The 18922-nt window shown below is 57.1% G+C and carries 16 protein-coding genes; 10 read left to right on the top strand and 6 right to left on the bottom strand.

What is annotated here, in order from left to right:
- Nucleotides 1–253: 253 nt before the first annotated feature.
- A complete protein-coding gene (locus GFN93_RS06560; RefSeq protein WP_407921800.1) occupies nt 254–1216 on the top strand; it encodes a tRNA dihydrouridine synthase in 963 nt (320 codons plus the stop codon).
- Here GFN93_RS06560 and GFN93_RS06565 read toward each other — a convergent pair.
- Nucleotides 1155–2162, bottom strand: coding sequence for an MBL fold metallo-hydrolase (locus tag GFN93_RS06565; protein WP_153499918.1), 1008 nt, complete (start codon nt 2160–2162; stop codon nt 1155–1157). The two genes, GFN93_RS06560 and GFN93_RS06565, sit on opposite strands and share 62 nt — an antisense overlap.
- A 224-nt stretch (nt 2163–2386) precedes the next feature.
- Between GFN93_RS06565 and GFN93_RS06570 the strand changes: the two genes are divergently transcribed.
- The 6 genes from GFN93_RS06570 (at nt 2387) to GFN93_RS06595 (ending at nt 10929) form a co-directional block, all read left to right on the top strand.
- Nucleotides 2387–2644, top strand: a complete 258-nt coding sequence (locus GFN93_RS06570; RefSeq protein WP_153499920.1) for a DUF4212 domain-containing protein — start codon at nt 2387–2389, stop codon at nt 2642–2644.
- A gap of 13 nt (nt 2645–2657) precedes the next feature.
- The gene (locus GFN93_RS06575; RefSeq protein ID WP_153499922.1) at nt 2658–4454 is read left to right on the top strand and encodes a sodium:solute symporter family protein; all 1797 of its coding nucleotides are present in this window, start codon (nt 2658–2660) and stop codon (nt 4452–4454) included.
- A gap of 232 nt (nt 4455–4686) precedes the next feature.
- Complete coding sequence (locus GFN93_RS06580; protein WP_153499924.1) at nt 4687–6498, top strand: putative nucleotidyltransferase substrate binding domain-containing protein; 1812 nt, start codon at nt 4687–4689, stop codon at nt 6496–6498.
- Nucleotides 6499–6529: 31 nt separating this feature from the next.
- On the top strand, nt 6530–7144 hold the full coding sequence (locus GFN93_RS06585; protein WP_153499926.1) for a 3'-5' exonuclease: 615 nt from the start codon (nt 6530–6532) through the stop codon (nt 7142–7144).
- A gap of 22 nt (nt 7145–7166) precedes the next feature.
- Nucleotides 7167–7382: a hypothetical protein gene (locus GFN93_RS06590; protein WP_153499928.1), complete on the top strand. Its 216-nt coding sequence runs from the start codon at nt 7167–7169 to the stop codon at nt 7380–7382.
- A 76-nt stretch (nt 7383–7458) separates the two neighbouring features.
- On the top strand, nt 7459–10929 hold the full coding sequence (locus tag GFN93_RS06595; RefSeq protein WP_328594341.1) for a PAS domain-containing hybrid sensor histidine kinase/response regulator: 3471 nt from the start codon (nt 7459–7461) through the stop codon (nt 10927–10929).
- A 141-nt stretch (nt 10930–11070) separates the two neighbouring features.
- Here the strand turns inward: GFN93_RS06595 and GFN93_RS06600 are convergent, their stop codons facing one another.
- The gene (locus tag GFN93_RS06600) at nt 11071–11727 is read right to left on the bottom strand and encodes a response regulator transcription factor (protein WP_153499930.1); all 657 of its coding nucleotides are present in this window, start codon (nt 11725–11727) and stop codon (nt 11071–11073) included.
- Between the two features lie 432 nt (nt 11728–12159).
- Between GFN93_RS06600 and GFN93_RS06605 the strand changes: the two genes are divergently transcribed.
- Nucleotides 12160–13371 (top strand): DcaP family trimeric outer membrane transporter, encoded by a 1212-nt coding sequence (locus tag GFN93_RS06605; protein ID WP_153499932.1) that lies wholly within the window; start codon nt 12160–12162, stop codon nt 13369–13371.
- Nucleotides 13372–13556: 185 nt separating this feature from the next.
- Here the strand turns inward: GFN93_RS06605 and GFN93_RS06610 are convergent, their stop codons facing one another.
- From GFN93_RS06610 to GFN93_RS06625, 4 genes are all read right to left on the bottom strand, one after another.
- Nucleotides 13557–13952, bottom strand: coding sequence for an ectoine synthase (locus GFN93_RS06610; protein ID WP_035233423.1), 396 nt, complete (start codon nt 13950–13952; stop codon nt 13557–13559).
- An 88-nt stretch (nt 13953–14040) separates the two neighbouring features.
- On the bottom strand, nt 14041–15345 hold the full coding sequence (gene ectB, locus GFN93_RS06615) for a diaminobutyrate--2-oxoglutarate transaminase (RefSeq protein WP_153501863.1): 1305 nt from the start codon (nt 15343–15345) through the stop codon (nt 14041–14043).
- Between the two features lie 34 nt (nt 15346–15379).
- Nucleotides 15380–15916 carry a diaminobutyrate acetyltransferase gene (ectA, locus tag GFN93_RS06620; protein WP_153499934.1) on the bottom strand — a complete coding sequence of 179 codons (537 nt, stop codon included), beginning with the start codon at nt 15914–15916 and terminating at the stop codon, nt 15380–15382.
- 29 nt (nt 15917–15945) lie between these two features.
- Nucleotides 15946–16464 (bottom strand): MarR family winged helix-turn-helix transcriptional regulator, encoded by a 519-nt coding sequence (locus tag GFN93_RS06625; RefSeq protein WP_153501864.1) that lies wholly within the window; start codon nt 16462–16464, stop codon nt 15946–15948.
- 335 nt (nt 16465–16799) lie between these two features.
- Between GFN93_RS06625 and GFN93_RS06630 the strand changes: the two genes are divergently transcribed.
- Nucleotides 16800–17708, top strand: a complete 909-nt coding sequence (locus GFN93_RS06630) for a tetratricopeptide repeat protein (protein WP_328594344.1) — start codon at nt 16800–16802, stop codon at nt 17706–17708.
- A gap of 181 nt (nt 17709–17889) precedes the next feature.
- Nucleotides 17890–18849 carry a GTP cyclohydrolase FolE2 gene (folE2, locus tag GFN93_RS06635; RefSeq protein WP_153499936.1) on the top strand — a complete coding sequence of 320 codons (960 nt, stop codon included), beginning with the start codon at nt 17890–17892 and terminating at the stop codon, nt 18847–18849.
- The last annotated feature ends 73 nt before the right edge of the window (nt 18850–18922 follow it).

Here is an 18922-nt window from a genome sequence, read left to right on the forward strand (position 1 = left end):
TGGAGAACCAGGAAAAGTTCCCGGGGGGCGAAGAACGGAAAAGCCTTTCAGGTCGTTGAGTTCGGCGCCAGTAGATAACCTGAGCCTCCTGTAGGAGCCATGCTCGCATGGCGATCCGGGCCCAAGCGAGGTAAGGACTCCAGAAACGCTCTCCTGCTGTAGGCGGGCCTTGAAACAAGGCCGGGCACTTAATTCCCGGAAGGACAGCCTGCAAACGACTCCCGGCTTGCCTGTAACACACCGCACCCCGATAATCCGCCCCATGAAACTGATCCTCGCCCCCATGGAAGGCCTGGCGGACTTCTGGGTTCGGCAGGCGCTGACGGATGTGGGCAACTACGACTGGTGTGTCAGCGAATTTGTCCGGGTCAACGGGCTGCTGCTTCCCCCCAAAGTGTTCTATCGCTGGTGTCCCGAGCTGAAAAATGGCGCGCGCACCCGGGCGGGCGTGCCTGTGCATCTGCAATTGCTGGGCTCGGACCCGGCCTGTGTGGCCGAAAACGCAGCGCGTGCGATAGAACTTGGGGCCCCGGCCATTGATCTGAACTTTGGTTGCCCGGCAAAGACGGTGAATCGCCATCGCGGTGGCGCCGTTTTGCTGGATGAGCCGGAGCTGGTACACGCGGTCACCCTGGCGGTACGGCGGGCCGTGCCGGCAGATATCCCGGTGTCGGTAAAAATGCGGCTGGGAAACGAGGACGACGCGCTGTCGCTGGACAATGCCCTGGGGGTGGAAGCCGCGGGTGCCGCCTGGCTAACCGTGCACGGTAGAACCAAACGGCAGGGTTACAAGCCGCCGGCCTTCTGGGACCGCATTGGCCTGATCCGAGAGGCGGTGAATATTCCGGTGATTGCCAATGGCGAGATCTGGACTGCGGAAGACGCCCGGCGCTGCCAGCAGGAGAGCGGCTGCGCCGATCTGATGCTCGGGCGTGGCGCGGTGGCAGACCCCCTGCTGGTGCGGGCCCTGCGCACCGGGCAGATGTCCAGCTGGGCAGAAATTCTGCCGATCGTGGAGCGCTTCATGCAGGATGTGGCGGGTACCGGTACGGATGCCCAGGAAGCGGGGCGAGTGAAACAGTGGTTGAGCTACATGCGCCGGCAGTGGCCGGAGGCCGGCCAGCTGCTGCAGCATATCAAGCGCGAAACCTGCCTCAGGACGATGGAGCCGAGTCTTCAGCAGGCGCTGGCGGCGGTGTCAGCACCAGCGTCCTGAACGGCTTCAGTACTCTGAATTCTCCCTGATGACGTCCTGCCAGTGCCTGGAAGGAGGCATCCAGGTTGTCCATGATCCATGGAAGTGGTGGTACGTCTTCCGCTAACTCTGTGAAGAAGTTATCCCAGTGCACGGGAATGATGGTGTGGGCGCCGACAGCCGCCACTGTCTCGTTGAAGTACGCGTCCTGATACGCCTTGCTCTGTTTGCCAAGGCTCGCGGTGGCCACCAGCGCATAGTCCGCCTGATACCGCTCCAGCTCCCCCGGCTGCATCCCCGCGCTGCCCTGAACCAGAATCCGCGCCTTGGGGTGTTCCACCACCAGGCCATAACTTTGCCCTTCTTCCCAGGCGCCGATCCATGCCGGCGGCGTTACCGGTTCGGTAATTTCGCCTTTGCCTGTCCAGTTTTCAATGACGCCGGGCAGCGGCACATGGCTGGCGGGAACAAAGGTGAGAGTGAAATCGCCAAATTGGTAAGGGTGATGGGTTTGTACGGTAGTAATCCGTTCTTCGCCGATGCCGCTTCCTGCTGCCGCCATGGCCGTTGAGGCAGAGCCCAGTACCTGCGCGCCTGTGAGTTGCGCCACGATACCGCTATCCATGACGTGATCAAAGTGGCTGTGCAGTACTGGAATGGCATCGATCTTATCAATGCCCGCCGTGGCCAATGCCTGCTTGATTCGATCCTCATCGGGGCTCATGGGCATAAACAGGCGGGGAATGCTGAGCCGCGAGAAATAGCCATCCGTGAGCAGGTGGGTACTGCCGTCGCTGATCAGGATGGTGCTGGTGCCAAGGAAGACGATGGTGACGTCTCCTTCCTCAGGCGCATTTTGGGTGTCCGCTTGCTGCCAACCCTCCAGAGAGGGCGAAAGGTGAAAAAGAACAGCCAACAGAACTGCCAGTACTACCAGGGCGCTGAGAAGCCACCGCGCTGCTTTCATCGATACATCCAGTATTGTTATTTGCTTTGGGTCGATCCTGACCGTAAAGGCCTATAGTACTGAAATTTGTGTATAAGCGCAGTGGTGTATGTCGCCAAAAACCGTGCGCGGGCTCTGTTCGACTAAAGTCATACTGTGCCGCAACCGCCGTTTGGCTAGTCTTGATTCAAGGATGCCTTTCCTTTGGAAGGGCCACTTGTAACGAGGACGCAGAGGGACGAGTAATGAGAGAAGAAAACGCCCGCGCCTATTGGGCTGCCAACCTGCGATTGATTCTTACCTACCTGGCTATCTGGTTCGTGGTCTCTTATGGCTGCGGCATTTTGCTGGTGGACGAACTCAATCAGATTCACCTGTTCGGTTTCAAGCTCGGTTTCTGGTTTGCTCAACAGGGCGCAATCTATGCGTTCCTGGTACTGATCATCATGTACGCGCATTCCATGAACAAGCTCGACCGCAAGTTCGACGTCCACGAAGACTGAGCTGGGAGGCCGTATGGATATTCAGACCCTTACCTATTTGTTTGTGGGCGGCTCGTTTGCCCTGTATATCGGTATCGCGATATGGACGCGTGCCGGTTCCACCAAGGATTTCTATGTTGCCGGCGGCGGGGTATCTCCGCTGGCCAATGGTGCCGCGACTGCGGCTGACTGGATGTCTGCCGCATCCTTTATCTCCATGGCGGGGATCATCGCCTACGCAGGCTACGATGCCTCGGTCTACCTGATGGGGTGGACCGGCGGGTATGTGCTGCTGGCCATGCTGCTGGCACCGTACCTGAGAAAGTTCGGCAAATTTACCGTGCCGGACTTTATTGGTGACCGCTACTACTCCAGTGTGGCGAGAACCGTTGCCGTTATCTGCGTAATCTTTGTGTCGTTCACCTATGTGGCCGGGCAGATGCGCGGGACCGGTATCGTGTTTGCCCGCTTCCTGGAAGTGGACGTTAACACGGGGGTTGTCATTGGTATGGCCATCGTCTTCTTCTATGCCGTTCTCGGTGGCATGAAGGGGATTACCTATACCCAGGTCGCCCAGTACTGCGTACTGATCTTCGCCTTCCTGGTGCCGGCGGTGTTCCTGTCCATCATGATGACTGGCCATGTGCTTCCGCAAACCGGTTTCGGTGGTACGGTGCTGGATGCTGCGGGTAATGACAGCGGCGTCTATTTGCTGCAGAAGCTGGATCAGGTGGTGACCGATCTGGGCTTTACTGCTTACACCGAAGGCTCCAAGTCCACTGTGGATGTATTCTTTATTGCGGCGGCCCTGATGTGTGGTACCGCTGGTCTGCCCCACGTGATCGTGCGCTTCTTCACCGTACCTCGTGTACGTGATGCCCGTATCAGTGCCGGCTGGGCCCTGTTCTTCATCGCTCTGCTGTACACCTCTGCCCCGGCGGTGGGTGCCTTTGCCCGTCTTAACCTGATCGATACGGTCAACGAGACCCAGTACACGGAACTGCCTGAGTGGTTCTACAACTGGGAAAACTCTGGTCTGATCGGCTGGGTGGACAAGAATGGTGACGGTGCTGTGCAGATGCGCGCCGGTGCGCCCTTCGAAGGCAAGCCGACCTTTGCCGGCAGCCGTGAAGAGGCCGCAGGTAGCTATGGCGAGCGAGTGCTGACCAATGCTCCGACCGATAATACCTCCGAGGTCTATATCGACCGCGACATTATCGTTCTGGCCAACCCGGAGATCGGTAATCTGCCTGCCTGGGTGATCGCGCTGGTGGCTGCGGGTGGTGTAGCTGCGGCGTTGTCCACGGCGGCAGGTCTGCTGCTGGTGATCTCCAGTGCCATTTCCCATGATCTGCTGAAGAAAACCCTCAAGCCGGATATCAACGAGAAGCAGGAGCTGCTTGCCGCTCGTGGTGCGGCAGTGGTGGCGATCTGTATCGCCGGCTATTTCGGGATCAATCCACCCGGGTTTGTGGCGCAGGTGGTGGCATTCGCCTTCGGCCTGGCCGCAGCGAGCTTCTTCCCGGTGATCCTGATGGGGATCTTCTACAAGCGCATGAACAAGGAAGGTGCCATTGCCGGCATGCTGGTGGGCCTGATCTTTACCTTCTGCTATATCGTGTTCTTCAAGTTCGTCTCTCCGGAGCTGAACAACGCGGAGCACTGGTGGTTTGGTGTGTCCCCGGAAGGTATCGGTACCCTGGGCATGCTGCTGAACTTTGCTGTGGCCTTTACGGTATCCCGTGTCACTGCACCGCCGCCGGAGCACATTCAGCATATCGTGGAGGATATCCGTATTCCTCGCGGTGCCGGTGAAGCTCACGCACACTAATCCGTAAAAAGGAAAGGGAGAGCAAGCCGGTATGGATAACCTATTCATGCCGGCTTTTTTCTCTGAGTGTAAAGTTCAAAGTTGAAAGTTAAAAAGCAGGTTTGATCTGATCAGTATTGATGGATAGGCCTGCACACGAACGGGTGGTTGGCGGCAGATGACGTCCCAGAGCTGACCTCGGCTGACCCGCGTTTTAACTTTCAACTTTTAACTTTCAACTGGGTTTAACCAGATGATCGAACAGGAACTCAATCACTACCCCTTTACCCTGCTCAGCGAGGCGTCTCGTCATCGTCTCAATCAGGGCATGGATCTGGCGTATTTCGAGAAGGGCGACATCATTCTCGATGCGGCCTGCTCCAGCGATCATGTTTTTGTGGTGCACAAAGGCAGTGTGGCCGAGCTGGATGTGAATGCGCCGGACGGGCGTAGCCAGGTGGGGGTGTACGCGGCAGGGGATCTGTTTGGTGCGATCAGCGTACTGAATGGCAAGAGTCGATATCGCTTTCGCTGTGAAGAGCAGACGCTGTGTCATTTGATTCCGGCCAAGCTGTTTCTGGAGCTGTGTGACAGGGACGAAGAGTTTGGACGTTATTTTCGGCAGACTCTGGCGGAAAAGTCCCAGCGGCTGGCAGAGCGGCGAGAAGGGGGTGTCACCCTGGCCGGCTTCATGCTCGCACGGGTGGAGCAGTGCATGCGCGAGCCCACGATCATGCCACCCGATGCCAGCCTGCGTGACGCGGTGGAAACGCTGAAGCGCTATGGCGTCGACAGTGTTCTGACAGAAATGGATGGCCATTTTGCCATCGTCACCAAGACCGACCTGCTGACCGGCCTGGTGATGGGCGGGCATAGTGCGGACGATGCTCTGTCCAGCGTGGCAGAAACGAAGCTGGTGACCGCGCTGCCGGAGGATTACCTGTTCACGGCGCTGACCCTGATGACCCGTCACAAGGTGGCCAGGGTCGTCGTCATGGCCCATGACCAGCCCGTGGGGGTGGTTGAGCTTACCGATGTACTCAGTTTCTTTTCCAGCCGCTCCTATGTTGTGGGTCTGGAAATTGAAAAAGCCGAGGATCTTGACGCCCTGCGGATGGCCAGTGAGCGCTTGCCGGATCTGATCCAGGCGCTGATGGCACAGGGTGTAAAAATGCGTTTTGCCATGGACCTTCTGGCCGCACTGAATGGCCGCATCATGGCCAAGGCATTCGAGATGGTGATTCCTGCCGAGCAACATTCAGCCTGCCTCATTGTTATGGGCAGTGAAGGGCGTGGTGAACAGATTCTCAAGACTGATCAGGATAACGGTCTGATCCTGGGCGATCATCAGGACTGGCCACGGTGCCAGCAGGACGCCAATCAGTTTACCGAAACATTGCTCACCCTCGGTTATCCGCCTTGCCCGGGCAAGGTGATGGTCTCCAATCCCCAGTGGGTCGGCACGCAAAGCCAGTGGCGCGAGCGCATTTACGACTGGGCTGGTGATGCTGGCGGTGAGGGCATGATTCATATCACCACCCTGGTGGACGCGCACTGTGTTGCCGGCAGTAGTCATCTGCTGGATGAAGTTCGCACCATTCTGTTTGACCGCTGCAGTGATGACGACGTGTTCCTGCGTCATTTCGCCCGGCCGATTCTGCAATTCGCCACGCCACTGAATTTGTTTGGTTCACTGAAAAAGCCGCAGCACGGCATTGATATCAAGAAAGGGGCTCTGTTCCCGCTGGTGCATGGGGTGCGTGCCATGGCCTTGCAGTGCCGTATCAAGGAAACCTCAACCCTGGCCCGACTGGAAAAACTGGTGGAAGCCGGTGCCATGGAGGCCCGCTTTGCAGAAGATCTGGGCGAAGCGATGGAGTTGTTCAGCGAACTTCGGCTCAACCATCAGTTGGAAAACCTGCACGGGGATGAGATGAATATTCCTGGCAACCATATCGTGGTGCAGAAACTGTCATCACTGGAGCGCGACTTGCTTCGGGATGCCCTGCACCTGGTCAGTGATTTCAAGCAGCGTCTGTCGCGCCGGTTCCATCTGGAATATTGAGGCCATGGCAGCGCTGCCGGGAGTAAGGAAAATGATCAGACAGTTACGGCGCTATGCCGACCGTTATCGTCATGCCCATGGTCCCTACGGCCATTTGTTCCTCCCCTATGAGGGAGAGGATGTGGTGGCTCTGGATTGCGAAACTACCGGGCTGGACAGCCGTCATGCAGAACTGGTGTCGATTGCTGCCGTGCCGGTGCGGGGAGGACGGGTCTGTGCCAGCGAGAGCATGGATGTCCATTTTCAGGCACCGGACAGTCTTACCAGCGAATCCATCACCATTCACCGTCTGCGGCCGGTGGATCTGGATGAAGGGGAAGAGGTGGCTGATACGCTGGAGCGCTTGCTGACCTTCATAGGCAACCGCCCGGTGGTGGGCTGGTGCATCGATTTCGACGTCGCCATGATCAACCGTTATCTGCGCCCGTTACTCGGCTTCGATCTGCCCAATGCCACCATTGAGTTATCGTCGCTGTACCAAAAGAAAATGCGTTACTGGCAGCCGGATACGGAACCGGACCTCAGATTCGAAGCCATGGCCAAGGCCCTGCAGGTGCCGATGATGGCCCGCCATAGTGCCCGCGGTGATGCGGTGACGGCCGGGCTCATGTACTTGCAGTTGCAGCGCCCTACGCTGGATCAATAACCCCGGAAGAGGGAGAGAAACCATGCAAATTGCAGAGCAGATTTTGTTGCTGGCCGGGTTGGCCATCGTTGCCTTCAGTTACCTGACCTACTGGCGCCGCACGGGCGATGCCCGCGGTGTGCTGATGTTCTGGCGCAAGGGCATGACCCTGGATGTGCGTGAGTTCAAGCTGCAACGGGCGGGACTGTGCCTGCTACTGGTGGCTGTGGTGCTGCGTTTCACTGGCGCTCTGGTATAAAGAGAGGAGCATCAGGTTTTACGCAGCAGGCCACACGCGAAGATCCTGATGAAACCAATAAGAATCAGGAGCCGCTGTGTTTTCACTGTGGGAGTTGAGCGGGCTGGCATTGTGTTACGTGCTGGTACTGTTCGTGATTGCCTGGCTGGGGGATCGCGCCGCCAGAGAAGGCCGCAAGACCTTCCAGAATGCCTGGGTATACAGCCTCGGGCTGGGCGTTTATTGCACCTCCTGGACGTTTTTCGGCGCGGTGGGCGAAGCGGCGCAAAGCGGCTGGAACTACCTGCCTATCTATCTGGGCCCCATCATCACCGTGCTGCTGGGTGGTTCGCTGATCTACAAGATGGCGTCGGTTACCCAGCAGCAAAACATTACCTCCATTGCCGATTTTCTGGCCGCGCGCTATGGCAAGTCCCGGCGTCTGGCGGTGCTGGTAACGCTGGTGGCGGTGGTCGGGGTGCTTCCCTATATCGCCTTGCAGCTCAAGGCCGTGACGCTGTCGTTCGATTACGTCCTCCAGGAGGCGGATGCCTCCTCGGTGGATACGGCACTGGTGGTCGCCGTGCTCATGGCCCTGTTTACCTTGCTGTTCGGTACCCGCCATATTGATACCACCGAACACCAGTCGGGCTTGATGCTGGCGGTCAGTTTTGAATCCTTTATCAAGGTGGTCGCCTTTGTGCTGCTCGGGCTTTACTGCCTGTTTGGGATTTTTGATGGGCCGGGAGACATGTGGCGCAGTCTGTCAGCCCGGCCCGAGGTGATGCAGACCTTCGAACCCACCCTGTTTTCTCAGAGTTTTGTGACCGCCCTGTTGTTATCCATGGTGGCGATCCTGTGCCTGCCCAGGCAGTTCCATGCGGGCATGGTGGAAAACAATGACCTGCGCCATTTGCGTACCACCCGCTGGGTGTTGCCGATCTATCTGCTGTTGTTTGCCCTCTTTGTGCTGCCGATCGTGGTGACCGGCGTGCTGACCCAGCCTTATCTGTTGGGGCAGGCAGACACCTATATGCTGTCGCTGCCCATGGCGCAGGAAAATTCTGCCATGCTGGTGCTGTCCTTTATTGGAGGGATCGCCGCCGCCACCGGCATGGTGATTGTGTCGACCATGGCCCTGGCCATCATGCTCACCAATGAAGTGTTGCTCCCCATGTGGTTGCAGTCGCGCCTGCATGAGAAAGAACAATTGTCAGATTTGGGCAAGCAGCTCCGCTTCCTGCGCCGCGCCAGTATTCTGGTGCTGCTGGGGCTGGCCTTTGCCTTTCACACCCTGATTGATCGTTTCGATGGGCTGGCCAGTATCGGGTTGCTGTCCTTTGCAGCGGTGGCGCAGTTTTCTCCGGCCCTGCTGGGGGCGATGTACTGGCGTAATGGAAACAAACGGGGCGCCTTCATTGGATTGGGCGTGGGCTTTGTACTATGGGTTTATTGCCTGCTGCTGCCAGTGATACTGCCAGTGGAATGGGTGATAACGCTCAACACCGAGGGGCTGCTGGGGCTTGGGCTGCTTCGCCCCAATGCCATGTTCGGGATCGAGGGTCTGGAGCCGCTGACCCACGGTGTGTTCTGGTCCCTGAGTCTGAATCTGACCGCCTTTATCTACTTCTCCCGCCGTGCTGAAAATGATGCGCTGGATGAAGCCCAGGCGGCCCGCTTTGTGGACATGCCCACCGACTGGTGGCGGGAAGGCATGGATCACCCCTCCATCACCACGGAAGAATTGCTGGAAGTGTGTCGGCGCGGACTGGGCACCCCCCGTGCCGAACCCCTGTTCTTTGATTACATGCAGCGCCGTCATGTGGCGGAAGATCTGGAGTTGCCCGCGCCATTGCATCTGGTGCGTTATGTGGAAAGGTTGCTGGCCGGTGCCATGGGCGCGTCCACCGCCCGAATCGTGATGAGTTCCCTGCTGCGCAAGCAAAACAGCCGCCACGATGATGTGGTGCGCATGATGGACGAAGCGTCAGAGCTGATCCAGTTCAATCACCAGCTGCTGCGCACCACCATTGAAACCATTGCCCAGGGCATCTGTGTGGTCGATCGCAACATGCAGGTGGTGGCCTGGAATCAAGCCTATGTGAAGCTCTTCGAGTACCCGGATGGGCTGATACGGCTGGGGCGTTCCATCGAAGAGGTGTATCGCTTCAATGCCGAGCGAGGCTTCTATGACGGTGAGGACATGGATGCCAATGTGCAGAAGCGGGTGCAGCTGCTACGCGATGGCCACTCCCACCGGTTTGAGCGTGAGTTACCCAATGGCATTGTGGTGGAAGTGCGCGGGACCCCCATGGTTGGTGGCGGTTTTGTCAGTACCTACATGGATATCACTGAGCGCAAGCGCGATGAATTGGCGCTGCGCCAGATCAATGAGAATCTGGAAAACATGGTGTCCGAGCGGACCCGAAAGCTGACTGAATTGAACGTGCAGCTGGCCCAGGCCAATGAAGGCAAGACACGCTTCCTCGCAGCCGCTGGTCACGACCTGATGCAGCCGCTCAATGCCGCCCAGTTGTTTGCATCCTCGCTGCGCCAGCAGCTGCGACATCAGGATGCCGAGGGTTTTGCCCGCGAGGTGGATGTGCTGGGTCATATCGACAGTTCGCTGCAGACCGCCGAGCAAATCATCTCTGCCCTGATGGAGATCAGCAAGCTGGATACCGGCGTCATGCCAGTGCATGTGCATCCCCTTAGTTTGCAGAAAATGATGGAGCAGCTCGGGCAGGAGTTTTCTGCCATGGCCCGTGCCAGTGGATTGCATCTGCATATGGTGTCCAGCTCCTGCATTGTGGAGAGTGATGAGGTGCTGCTGCGGCGGGTATTACAGAACCTGTTGTCCAATGCGATCCGCTATACCGAGACTGGCAAGGTCTTGTTTGGTTGTCGACGTCGCTCGGGCGCGGTGCGCATCGATGTGTGGGATACCGGGCCGGGTATTCCCGATGATCAGCATGAACAAATTTTCCAGGAGTTCCAGCGCCTGCCACAACAGAATGGCCGGTCTATCAAAGGACTGGGGCTGGGGCTCGCCATTGCCGACCGTATCTGCCGCCTGTTGAACCATACACTCACCGTTCGCTCCTGGCCGGGCAGGGGGACGCAGTTCAGTGTGACGGTGCCGCTGGCCAGCGGCGAACTGCCACCCATGTTGTCTCATGAAGATGTGCCTGCCAGCCGTGATGTAGCTGGGATGAGCGTGTTCTGTGTGGATAACGACGCGGCCTTGCTGGCCAGTCTGGTGGAAGCGCTGGAGACCCTCGGTTGTCATGTCATCGCCGCCAGCGGTCTGGCCGATGCGCAGGAAAAAGCAAAGGGAACGGAGGCTCCGGACCTGTTGCTGGTGGACTACCAGCTGGACCATGAAAATGGCTTTGATGTCATCGAAGGGCTGGATGATTGTTGGGAAGACGTGATTCCCGCCACACTGATGACCGCGGATCGTCGTCCGGAAATCCGTCAGCAAGCCGACGAGCTGGGAGTAGGCTTTCTCCAGAAACCGTTGACGGAGGCGATGCTGAAGCGAACTCTGGAGTCAATTAATAGTTAATAATGAATAATTAACAGCTGCGCGTTCAGCGCAGTTGGAATTTCCAAACAATGAGGCCGCGCCCAAACTCTGGGCGCGGCCTCATGCATTCAAGATCAAAAGAAACCCTGGCGCGCGTTATTAATTATTCATTATTAACTATTAATTGCCGTCAATCGCTGGTTGCTCAATCGCCAGATCCTTCAGTGCCAGCACCGCCTGGGTGCGGTTTCGTACGCCCAGCTTGCGGAAGATGGCGGTCATGTGGGCCTTGATGGTGGCTTCGGATACATCCAGTTCGTAAGCAATGACCTTGTTCTGCATGCCTTCCATGAGCATGCCCATAACCCGAAATTGCTGCGGTGTCAGGCTGGCAATGCGCTCGCTCATGGCGGAGAGATCGGGAAGGGTGGGGGGCATGGCGCGGCGTGCATGCTCGGGGAGCCAGCGCTCACCATCCATGACCTTCTGCATGGCGTCGGTCATGGTGTCCACCGGGGTGGACTTGGGAATGAAACCATCGGCGCCGAAATGGATAGCCCTCTGTATCACGTCCACATCTTCAGTGGCGGAAATCACAATCAGCGGCACTTTACGGTATTGCTCGCGCAGATAAATCAGTCCCGAAAAACCATGAGTGCCGGGCATGTGCAAATCCAGCAGGATCACATCAAAAGGAACCGATTGCTGGCCCAGTGATTCCAGTGCGGCCAGTGAATCTGCTTCGAGAATATGCGCATCACTAAAACTGGCGCTGACCGCCTGCTTCAGTGCAGCCCGAAAGAGTGGATGGTCATCGGCTATCAGAATATTTGTCATGACTTTGTTTTAGCGATTTTTATTTGTTCTGTACAGCCTTTATACAGGGCTTGTGCTGGCGAGTCTTGCCGGGCAAAAAAAAGGCTGCCTGGAAGGGCAGCCCGGGGGAAGCGGTTTGACCAAATAACAACAGAATCCCTTCAGCATAACAGTCCGACAACATTGCCTTTCCATGCGGGGAATTGGGGGCCGGCTCGCTGAGGATCGAGCCGTTCCCTGGGCATTGTCGGTGTTCACGTTGAGGCGGAAACAGTGTGGAGGGGGGTGAAATAAAGCCCAATTAGACTTTGGTCGTAGGCCCTGTTTTGGATGTCTGAGGCGCACGTTTATGGCTACGACCTATGGCTAATAGAGAAGAAATTCGGTCCTGCGCAAGCTGCTATCTGGAGTCAGTTATTTCTTGCATTCGGATGACAACAAGAGGACAGGGCCATGAAAGCAATAACTCCCAAGTACCTGTGCGCCAGTATCGCACTGGCCTGCGCCGGAACGGTCGGTGCGGCAACTCTGGAAGAGCGCGTTGAGATGCTCGAGCAGCAGGCAGGTAATCAACAGGCTGCGGCTCAGGCGCAGGCTGGCAATACCCAGCTCAGCTTTGGCGGTTTCATCAAGGCCGATACTCTGGTCAGCAAATACAGTAATGGTGAATTGGCTGGCGGTTCCATTGGCCGTGACTTCATGGTGCCGAGCACCATTCCGGTCGGTGGTGAAGAAAGTTCCGAAGAAATTGATTTCACGGCAAAGCAGAGCCGCTTCTGGCTGAAGAGTAAAACCCAGACCGATGTTGGCGAAATCGCCAGCCACATCGAAGTCGATGCGCAAACCAACGGTATGGGTGATGAGCGCATCAGCAACAGCTACGCAGTGCGTTTGCGTCATGCCTACCTGACCTGGGACAAGTGGCTGTTCGGCCAGACCTGGTCCACCTTTTTCAATGTCAGTGCATTGCCAGAAACCCTGGACTTTGTTGGTGCCGCAGGCACGGTGTTTGAGCGTCAGCAGCAGATCCGATATACCCATGGTGGGCTGATGCTGGCCATGGAAAACCCGTCCACCACACTGTATGGCGGCAGCGCCAACCCCTACGACGACAATGCCATGCCTGATCTGGTGGCGCGCTACAACTTCACCGGCGACTGGGGCAACGTGAGCCTGTCAGCCATGGGCCGTGAAGTTGCCTACCAGGACACTATTGGTGGCGTGGATCAGGATGAAAGTGAATATGGCTACGCCGTGTCGCTGGCGGGCAAGTGGATGCTGGGCAAGGATGATGTCCGCTTTCAGGCGAACTACGGCAACGCCATGGGTCGCTACACCACGTTGAATGCTTTCCGTGCCGGTCAGATTGAAGCCGATGGGAGCATTGAGCTGATTGATCAGTGGAGTGCGGTCTTGGCGCTGCGTCATCACTGGAATGAGCAGTGGCGTACCAATATCGCCTTGTCGGTCAGTGAAGCGGATAATCCGGACACGGTAACGGATACCACCAACAAGATGATTCAGAGCGCCCATGCCAACCTGATCTGGCAGGTGGCCAAGCCGCTGTCACTGGGTGGTGAGTTCATCTATGCCGATCGTGAAATCGAGAGCGGCGATGATGGCGACCTGAAGCGTCTGCAGTTTACGGCCAAGTATGCGTTTTGAATAAAAGACACTGAAAAAGAGCTGCTACAAGCAGCACGCAGCACGCAACACGCTGCACGCGAAAACAAGAAAGAGCGCTTAGGCGCTCTTTTTTATGCGGCCGCGCAGTGGCACAAAAAAGGACGCCGAAGCGTCCTTTTCTTTTGGTGTGCTGCGTGTTGCGTGCAGCATGAAGCGTCTCTTAATCAGTCCAGATCTGCCGGGTACACGCCGTTTTCGTCGTGCACTTCCTTGCCGCTCAGTGGCGGGGTGAAGGCGCAGGCCACCACCATGTCTTCGTCACCACCGTACAACCAGTGCTCGTCGTGCTCGTCGAGCAGGTAGATCGTGCCGGGTTTGAGGTCGTAGACCTTGCCATCGGCAATGGTCTCGATCTTGCCGTTTCCGGAGATCACGTAAACGGATTCCCAGTGGTTTTTGTAGTGGATGTGGGTCTTGGTGCCCTTGAAGATGGTGGTGATATTGAAAGAGTGCCCCATCTTGTCATCTTTGAGGGACAGACGAACCGACTGCCAGTTGCCGTTTTCGGCTTTGACGCAGCGTTCGGAGTTTTCGGCTTCCGCCAGAGTACGAACGATCATGGATTCATTCCCCAGGGTGAGTAAGGTTTAAGAGGAACACAGCCCGCCGTAGCGGGCTGTGGTTCAGCGAGTGGATCCGGTAATCGGATTAGCTGGCCAGACTTGAAACGGAGTGGGCTTCACCACGTTTGATACGGTCGGTCATCACTTCGCTGACGCTTTCCTTGATGATGTCCAGGGCGCGGGTCAGGTCTTCTTCGCTGATTGTCAGCGGACACAGGGTCTTGATCACCTGATCGTCGGCACCGGAGGTTTCAATCACCAGCTGACGCTTGAAACAGGCCTGGGTGATTTCACCCGCCAGCTCACCGTCACGCGCTACCAGGCCCTGCATCATGCCGCGGCCGTTGAGGTAGAACCAATGCGGATCGTACGTATTGGCGATCTCGCGGAAGCGATCCGTAATGATGCCTGCTTTCTTCTGCACTTCCTTGGCGAACTTGTCGTCACGCCAGAAGTGATTCAGTGCCGCTGCAGCGGTCACGAATGCCAGGTTGTGGCCACGGAAGGTACCGTTGTGTTCGCCGGGCTTCCACTGGTCCAGTTCCGGCTTCATCAGCACCATGGCAAACGGCAGTCCATAGCCGCTCAAGGACTTGGACAGCGTGATGATATCCGGATTGATACCGATATCATCAAAGCTGAAGAAGGTACCTGTTCGGCCACAACCGGCCTGAATGTCATCCAGGATCAGCAGCATGTCATGCTTGCGACACACCTTCTCCAGGTTGCGCAGCCAATCGAAGCTGGCCGCATTGATACCACCTTCGCCCTGTACCGTTTCGACGATGACCGCCGCAGGGTGGTCCACACCACTGGAAGAATCACCCAGAACCTTGTCCAGGTATTCGGTGGTGTCGAAGGCATCACCCAGATAGCCGTCATAGGGCATCGGTGTCACACCGCTCATGGTCACACCCGCAGCGCCACGGTGATGGCTGTTACCGGTAGTGGCCAGGGCGCCCAGGCTGACGCCGTGGAAGCCATTGGTGAAGCTGATGATGTTCTCACGGCCCTTGATGTTTCGGGCTATCTTCAGTGCCGCTTCCACTGCGTTGGTACCGGTGGGGCCGGTAAACTGCATCACGTGGTCCATATCGCGCGGCTTGAGGATCACTTCATAGAAGGCATCCATGAACTCACGCTTGGCTTTGGTGTGCATGTCCAGACCATGAACGATGCCGTCGCGCTGAATATATTCCAGCAGTTTCTCTTTCAGGATCGGGTTGTTGTGGCCGTAGTTCAGGGTGCCAGCGCCCGCCAGAAAGTCGATGTATTCCTTACCGGTTTCATCGTAAAGGTAGCTGCCTTTTGCCTGATTGAAGACAACCGGGAAGCTACGGGCATAGCTCATGACTTCCGATTCATGACTTTCAAAAATTTCAGTATCCATGGTGTTCATGATCAATTTCCTCGCTTGAATTCGTTCAGGCTTCTTCGCGGTTGAAAGGGCCAATCCGCAGCAAATATTCATCGTTGTGCTCGCCGGCAAAGTGAATGCGCGAGTCGAACAGAATAAATTCTTCTGTCGGCATGCTGCGCTGGTAGGCGAAGCTGCGGAACATTCCCCAGGATGCTTCGTTATCCGGGGTAATGGTGGTTTCGATGAATTGCACGTCGGCACTTTCATCCCGCTGCAACAGCTCCGCCAGCATGCGCTTGGCGAGCCCCCTGCCGCGGGCTTTCTCGTGTACTGCTACCTGCCAGACAAACAGCACGTTCTGCTGCTTGGGGGGGATGTAGCCGGAAATGAATCCGACCAGGTCGCCGTCCATTTCTGCCGCCACCGAAGTGTCGGCAAAGTGGGTGCATTGCAGCAGGTTGCAGTACACGGAATTCTCATCCAGTGGCTTGCACTCGCTGATCAGTTTGTGAACCCGGCTGCCATCCTGGCTTTCGGGTTTACGAAATGTGATGGTGTCCGTCTCGGACGAAGTACGTTCTATAACGTTGTCTGCAGGCATGGTCTCACTATTGGTCCGCTTTGAAAGTATTACTGATCGCTACCGGTGCTCCGCTGGGGTATCTCCAGGGTTGGCTGGGCGCGATCAATGGCGCCCAGATCCAGTACCGGTGAAGCGTCAATCTCTTCGGCATTCATCATTGCAGCTACCCGTTGCAGGGAACTGAGGATCAGTGATTGCTCCCAGTCCTCCAGCCGGTCGAAGCGGGCAATGAATTCCTCCTGAAGCGGGGTGGGGGCCTGTTCAATAATGGACTCCCCGTCCCCGGTCAGGGTGGCGTAGACCCGACGTTTGTCGGACTCACCACGTTTGCGCTCAATCAGCGAGCGTTTTTCCAGTCGGTCGAGAATGGTGGTCACGGTGGCCTGACTCAGGGACACCTCGTTGGCCAGATCGCCCATGGTGATCTCACCTTTGGCCCCGATCGCCTGCATGATGAGCAGTTGCGGGGACGTCAGCCCGGACACTTTGCTCAGCTTTCGCGAGTAAAGGTCGGTGGCGCGAATGATCTGTCGTAATGAAATCAGCACGTCTTCGTGTCTGGCCATTGCCGCTAATTCTCTTGATAACAAAGTAATGTGACGAAAAATGGTCATGTGGCCTCCTCAAACCGTTTTGAGGTGTAAATGGCATTTTTCGGTGCAAATCAGGCAAAAAGCCGTAATTCCTTGCTAGAATGTGGTGCATATTTTAGGGGTAGAAAGTTTAGATGTCAAAGTAAGTGCTGGTGAGAGGGTGCGCGTAAGGGGCAAAGCGTTGCCATGTGGGTGTTTCGTCGCGGCAGCAGATCAGCGACAGTGGCCTCTCTCTGGTAGTGTTTTCTGATTTCGGGGCGTTGCCTCGGCACTTTGACAGGATCATGACAGCTGAAGGAGTAACTTTGGTGCAGGTACTAATGCGTGTATTGGTGTCCACGACACTGCTATTGGCTCTATCGGGTGTGCGTGCGCAAGATGCGGCTGAACCCGCCGACGTCGAGCCGAGAGCAGAGGCGCAGAGCGAAATCGAAAAGGGGCCGGTTATTTCCCAGTTTCGGGAGAACTGGATTCTGGGCGAGCTGCGCTCCCTGCGGCAGGACATGATGGAATACCGCAACCAAATGAATCTGCTGGTGACGGATCGGGAGCTGGAAGTGGCCGACAAGGCCATGGGGTATGCCACCAATACCGTGACCTATTTCTTTTACCTGATTGCTGGCGCCGCTTCGATTTTGGCCCTGGTTGGCTGGTCCACCATTCGTGACCTCAAGGATAACGTGAGGGTGTACGCCGAAAAGGAAATGGCCCGGCTGACCAGCGAATATGAATCCCGGCTGGCGGATCTGGAGCGAGAGTTACGCAAAAAATCGCGCACCATCGCTGAGAACCAGGAAGAGATCGAGCGCACCAACGAGATTCACAGCCTGTGGCTCAAGAGCACCAAGGAGCCCAGCGCCCAGGCCAAGATCGAGATGTACGACCGCATTCTCGAATTAAGGCCTGACGATGCAGAGGCATTGGCGTGGAAGGCGGATGCGGCGCTGGAGCTGGGTGAGCAACGCTGGGCCCTGAGTCTGTGCGACCGGGTGCTGGAAGTGGATGAGGAAAACTCTCATGCCCTGTATCAGCGGGCATGTGCATGGTCTGGCCTGGGGGAAATCGATAACGCCCTGCAGGATCTGGAAGCAGCGATCCAGGCTTCGGAGACTCTGGTGCGTCATGCCAGGGTGGAGGAGATGTTCCGCCCGCTTCGGAATCTTGAACGATTCCAAGCGCTGGTGGGAAGCGACAGTGATCCGGCGGTTCCCGACTGATAGTCCTTTACTGTCACAGTGATAGGCGCAGAAGGGCCGCTAAATGGTCAATTTACGGGGGACTTTCTGCTAGACTTGCCCCCCCTTGAAGGAAAGGGCGATGAGCCCCATAAAACGGGGTGTATTTCTGGCAGCGAAGTGCCGCGCCAGGAAGGGTTGCATCGCCCCTGTGGAGAATCCCATGACACGTGAAAACGGTGCCAGTGGCACCAAGCAGATGCCGGATGTGGCGTCCAACTCCATGGTGGATCATATCCATAGCACCCTGGATTGGGTGGGCATGAGCGAGATCCATCTGCCCGCCCGGGTGAGTGACACCCTGGCTGGCGAGCGCCCGGTAAGCACCTCTATCCAGGCCTATGTGAACCTGGCGAACCCGGATGCCAAGGGCATTCATATGTCTCGCCTGTTCCTGATGCTGGAAGAAACCTTCGGGGATCACTCCGTGAGCGCCGGCTCCATCGAGAAGCTGCTGCGCAACTTCCTGGAAACCCATGCGGGCCTTAGTACCCGTGGTTTTGTGCAGTTGGACTTCGAATACTCCATGCGCCGCCCGGCTCTCAAGAGCAGCTATTCCGGCTGGAAGAGCTACCCGGTGAGCATCAAGGGCACCCTGTGCGAGCAAGGCATGCGTATCGAGATGTACGTGGAAGTGCCTTATTCGTCTACCTGTCCGTGCTCTGCCGCCCTGTCTCGCCAGCTGATTCAGGAGCAGTTCCGCAAGGACTTCAAGGAAGGCAAGATCGATGCTGATGCTGTGTTTGAGTGGCTGGGTACCGAAGAAGGTATCGTGGCGACGCCGCACAGCCAGCGATCAGTTGCCCAGGTGCGTGTCCTGCTGGATCACACCGAAGGGGATGCCTTCCCGATCACCGCGCTCATCGATTCCATCGAAGGCGCACTGAAAACCCCGGTGCAGACCGCAGTGAAGCGTGTTGATGAGCAGGAATTCGCCCTGCTCAACGGTCAGAACCTGATGTTCTGTGAAGACGCGGCCCGTCGCCTCAAGCAGGCCATCGACCCGCAGTCTTGCTACAAGGATTTCTGGCTGCGTGTGAACCACCTGGAAAGTCTCCACGCCCACAACGCGGTGGCCATCGTCACCAAGGAAGTGGACGGTGGATACCTGCCCATTCCCTGAGGGGGAGGGTGGTAAGAAAAAAGGCGGCCATTGGCCGCCTTTTTTTTGTGGCCCGGTTCGGGGCTGGATTTGC

Source organism: Alcanivorax sediminis (genome assembly GCF_009601165.1).
Taxonomy (GTDB): Bacteria; Pseudomonadota; Gammaproteobacteria; order Pseudomonadales; family Alcanivoracaceae; genus Alcanivorax; species Alcanivorax sediminis.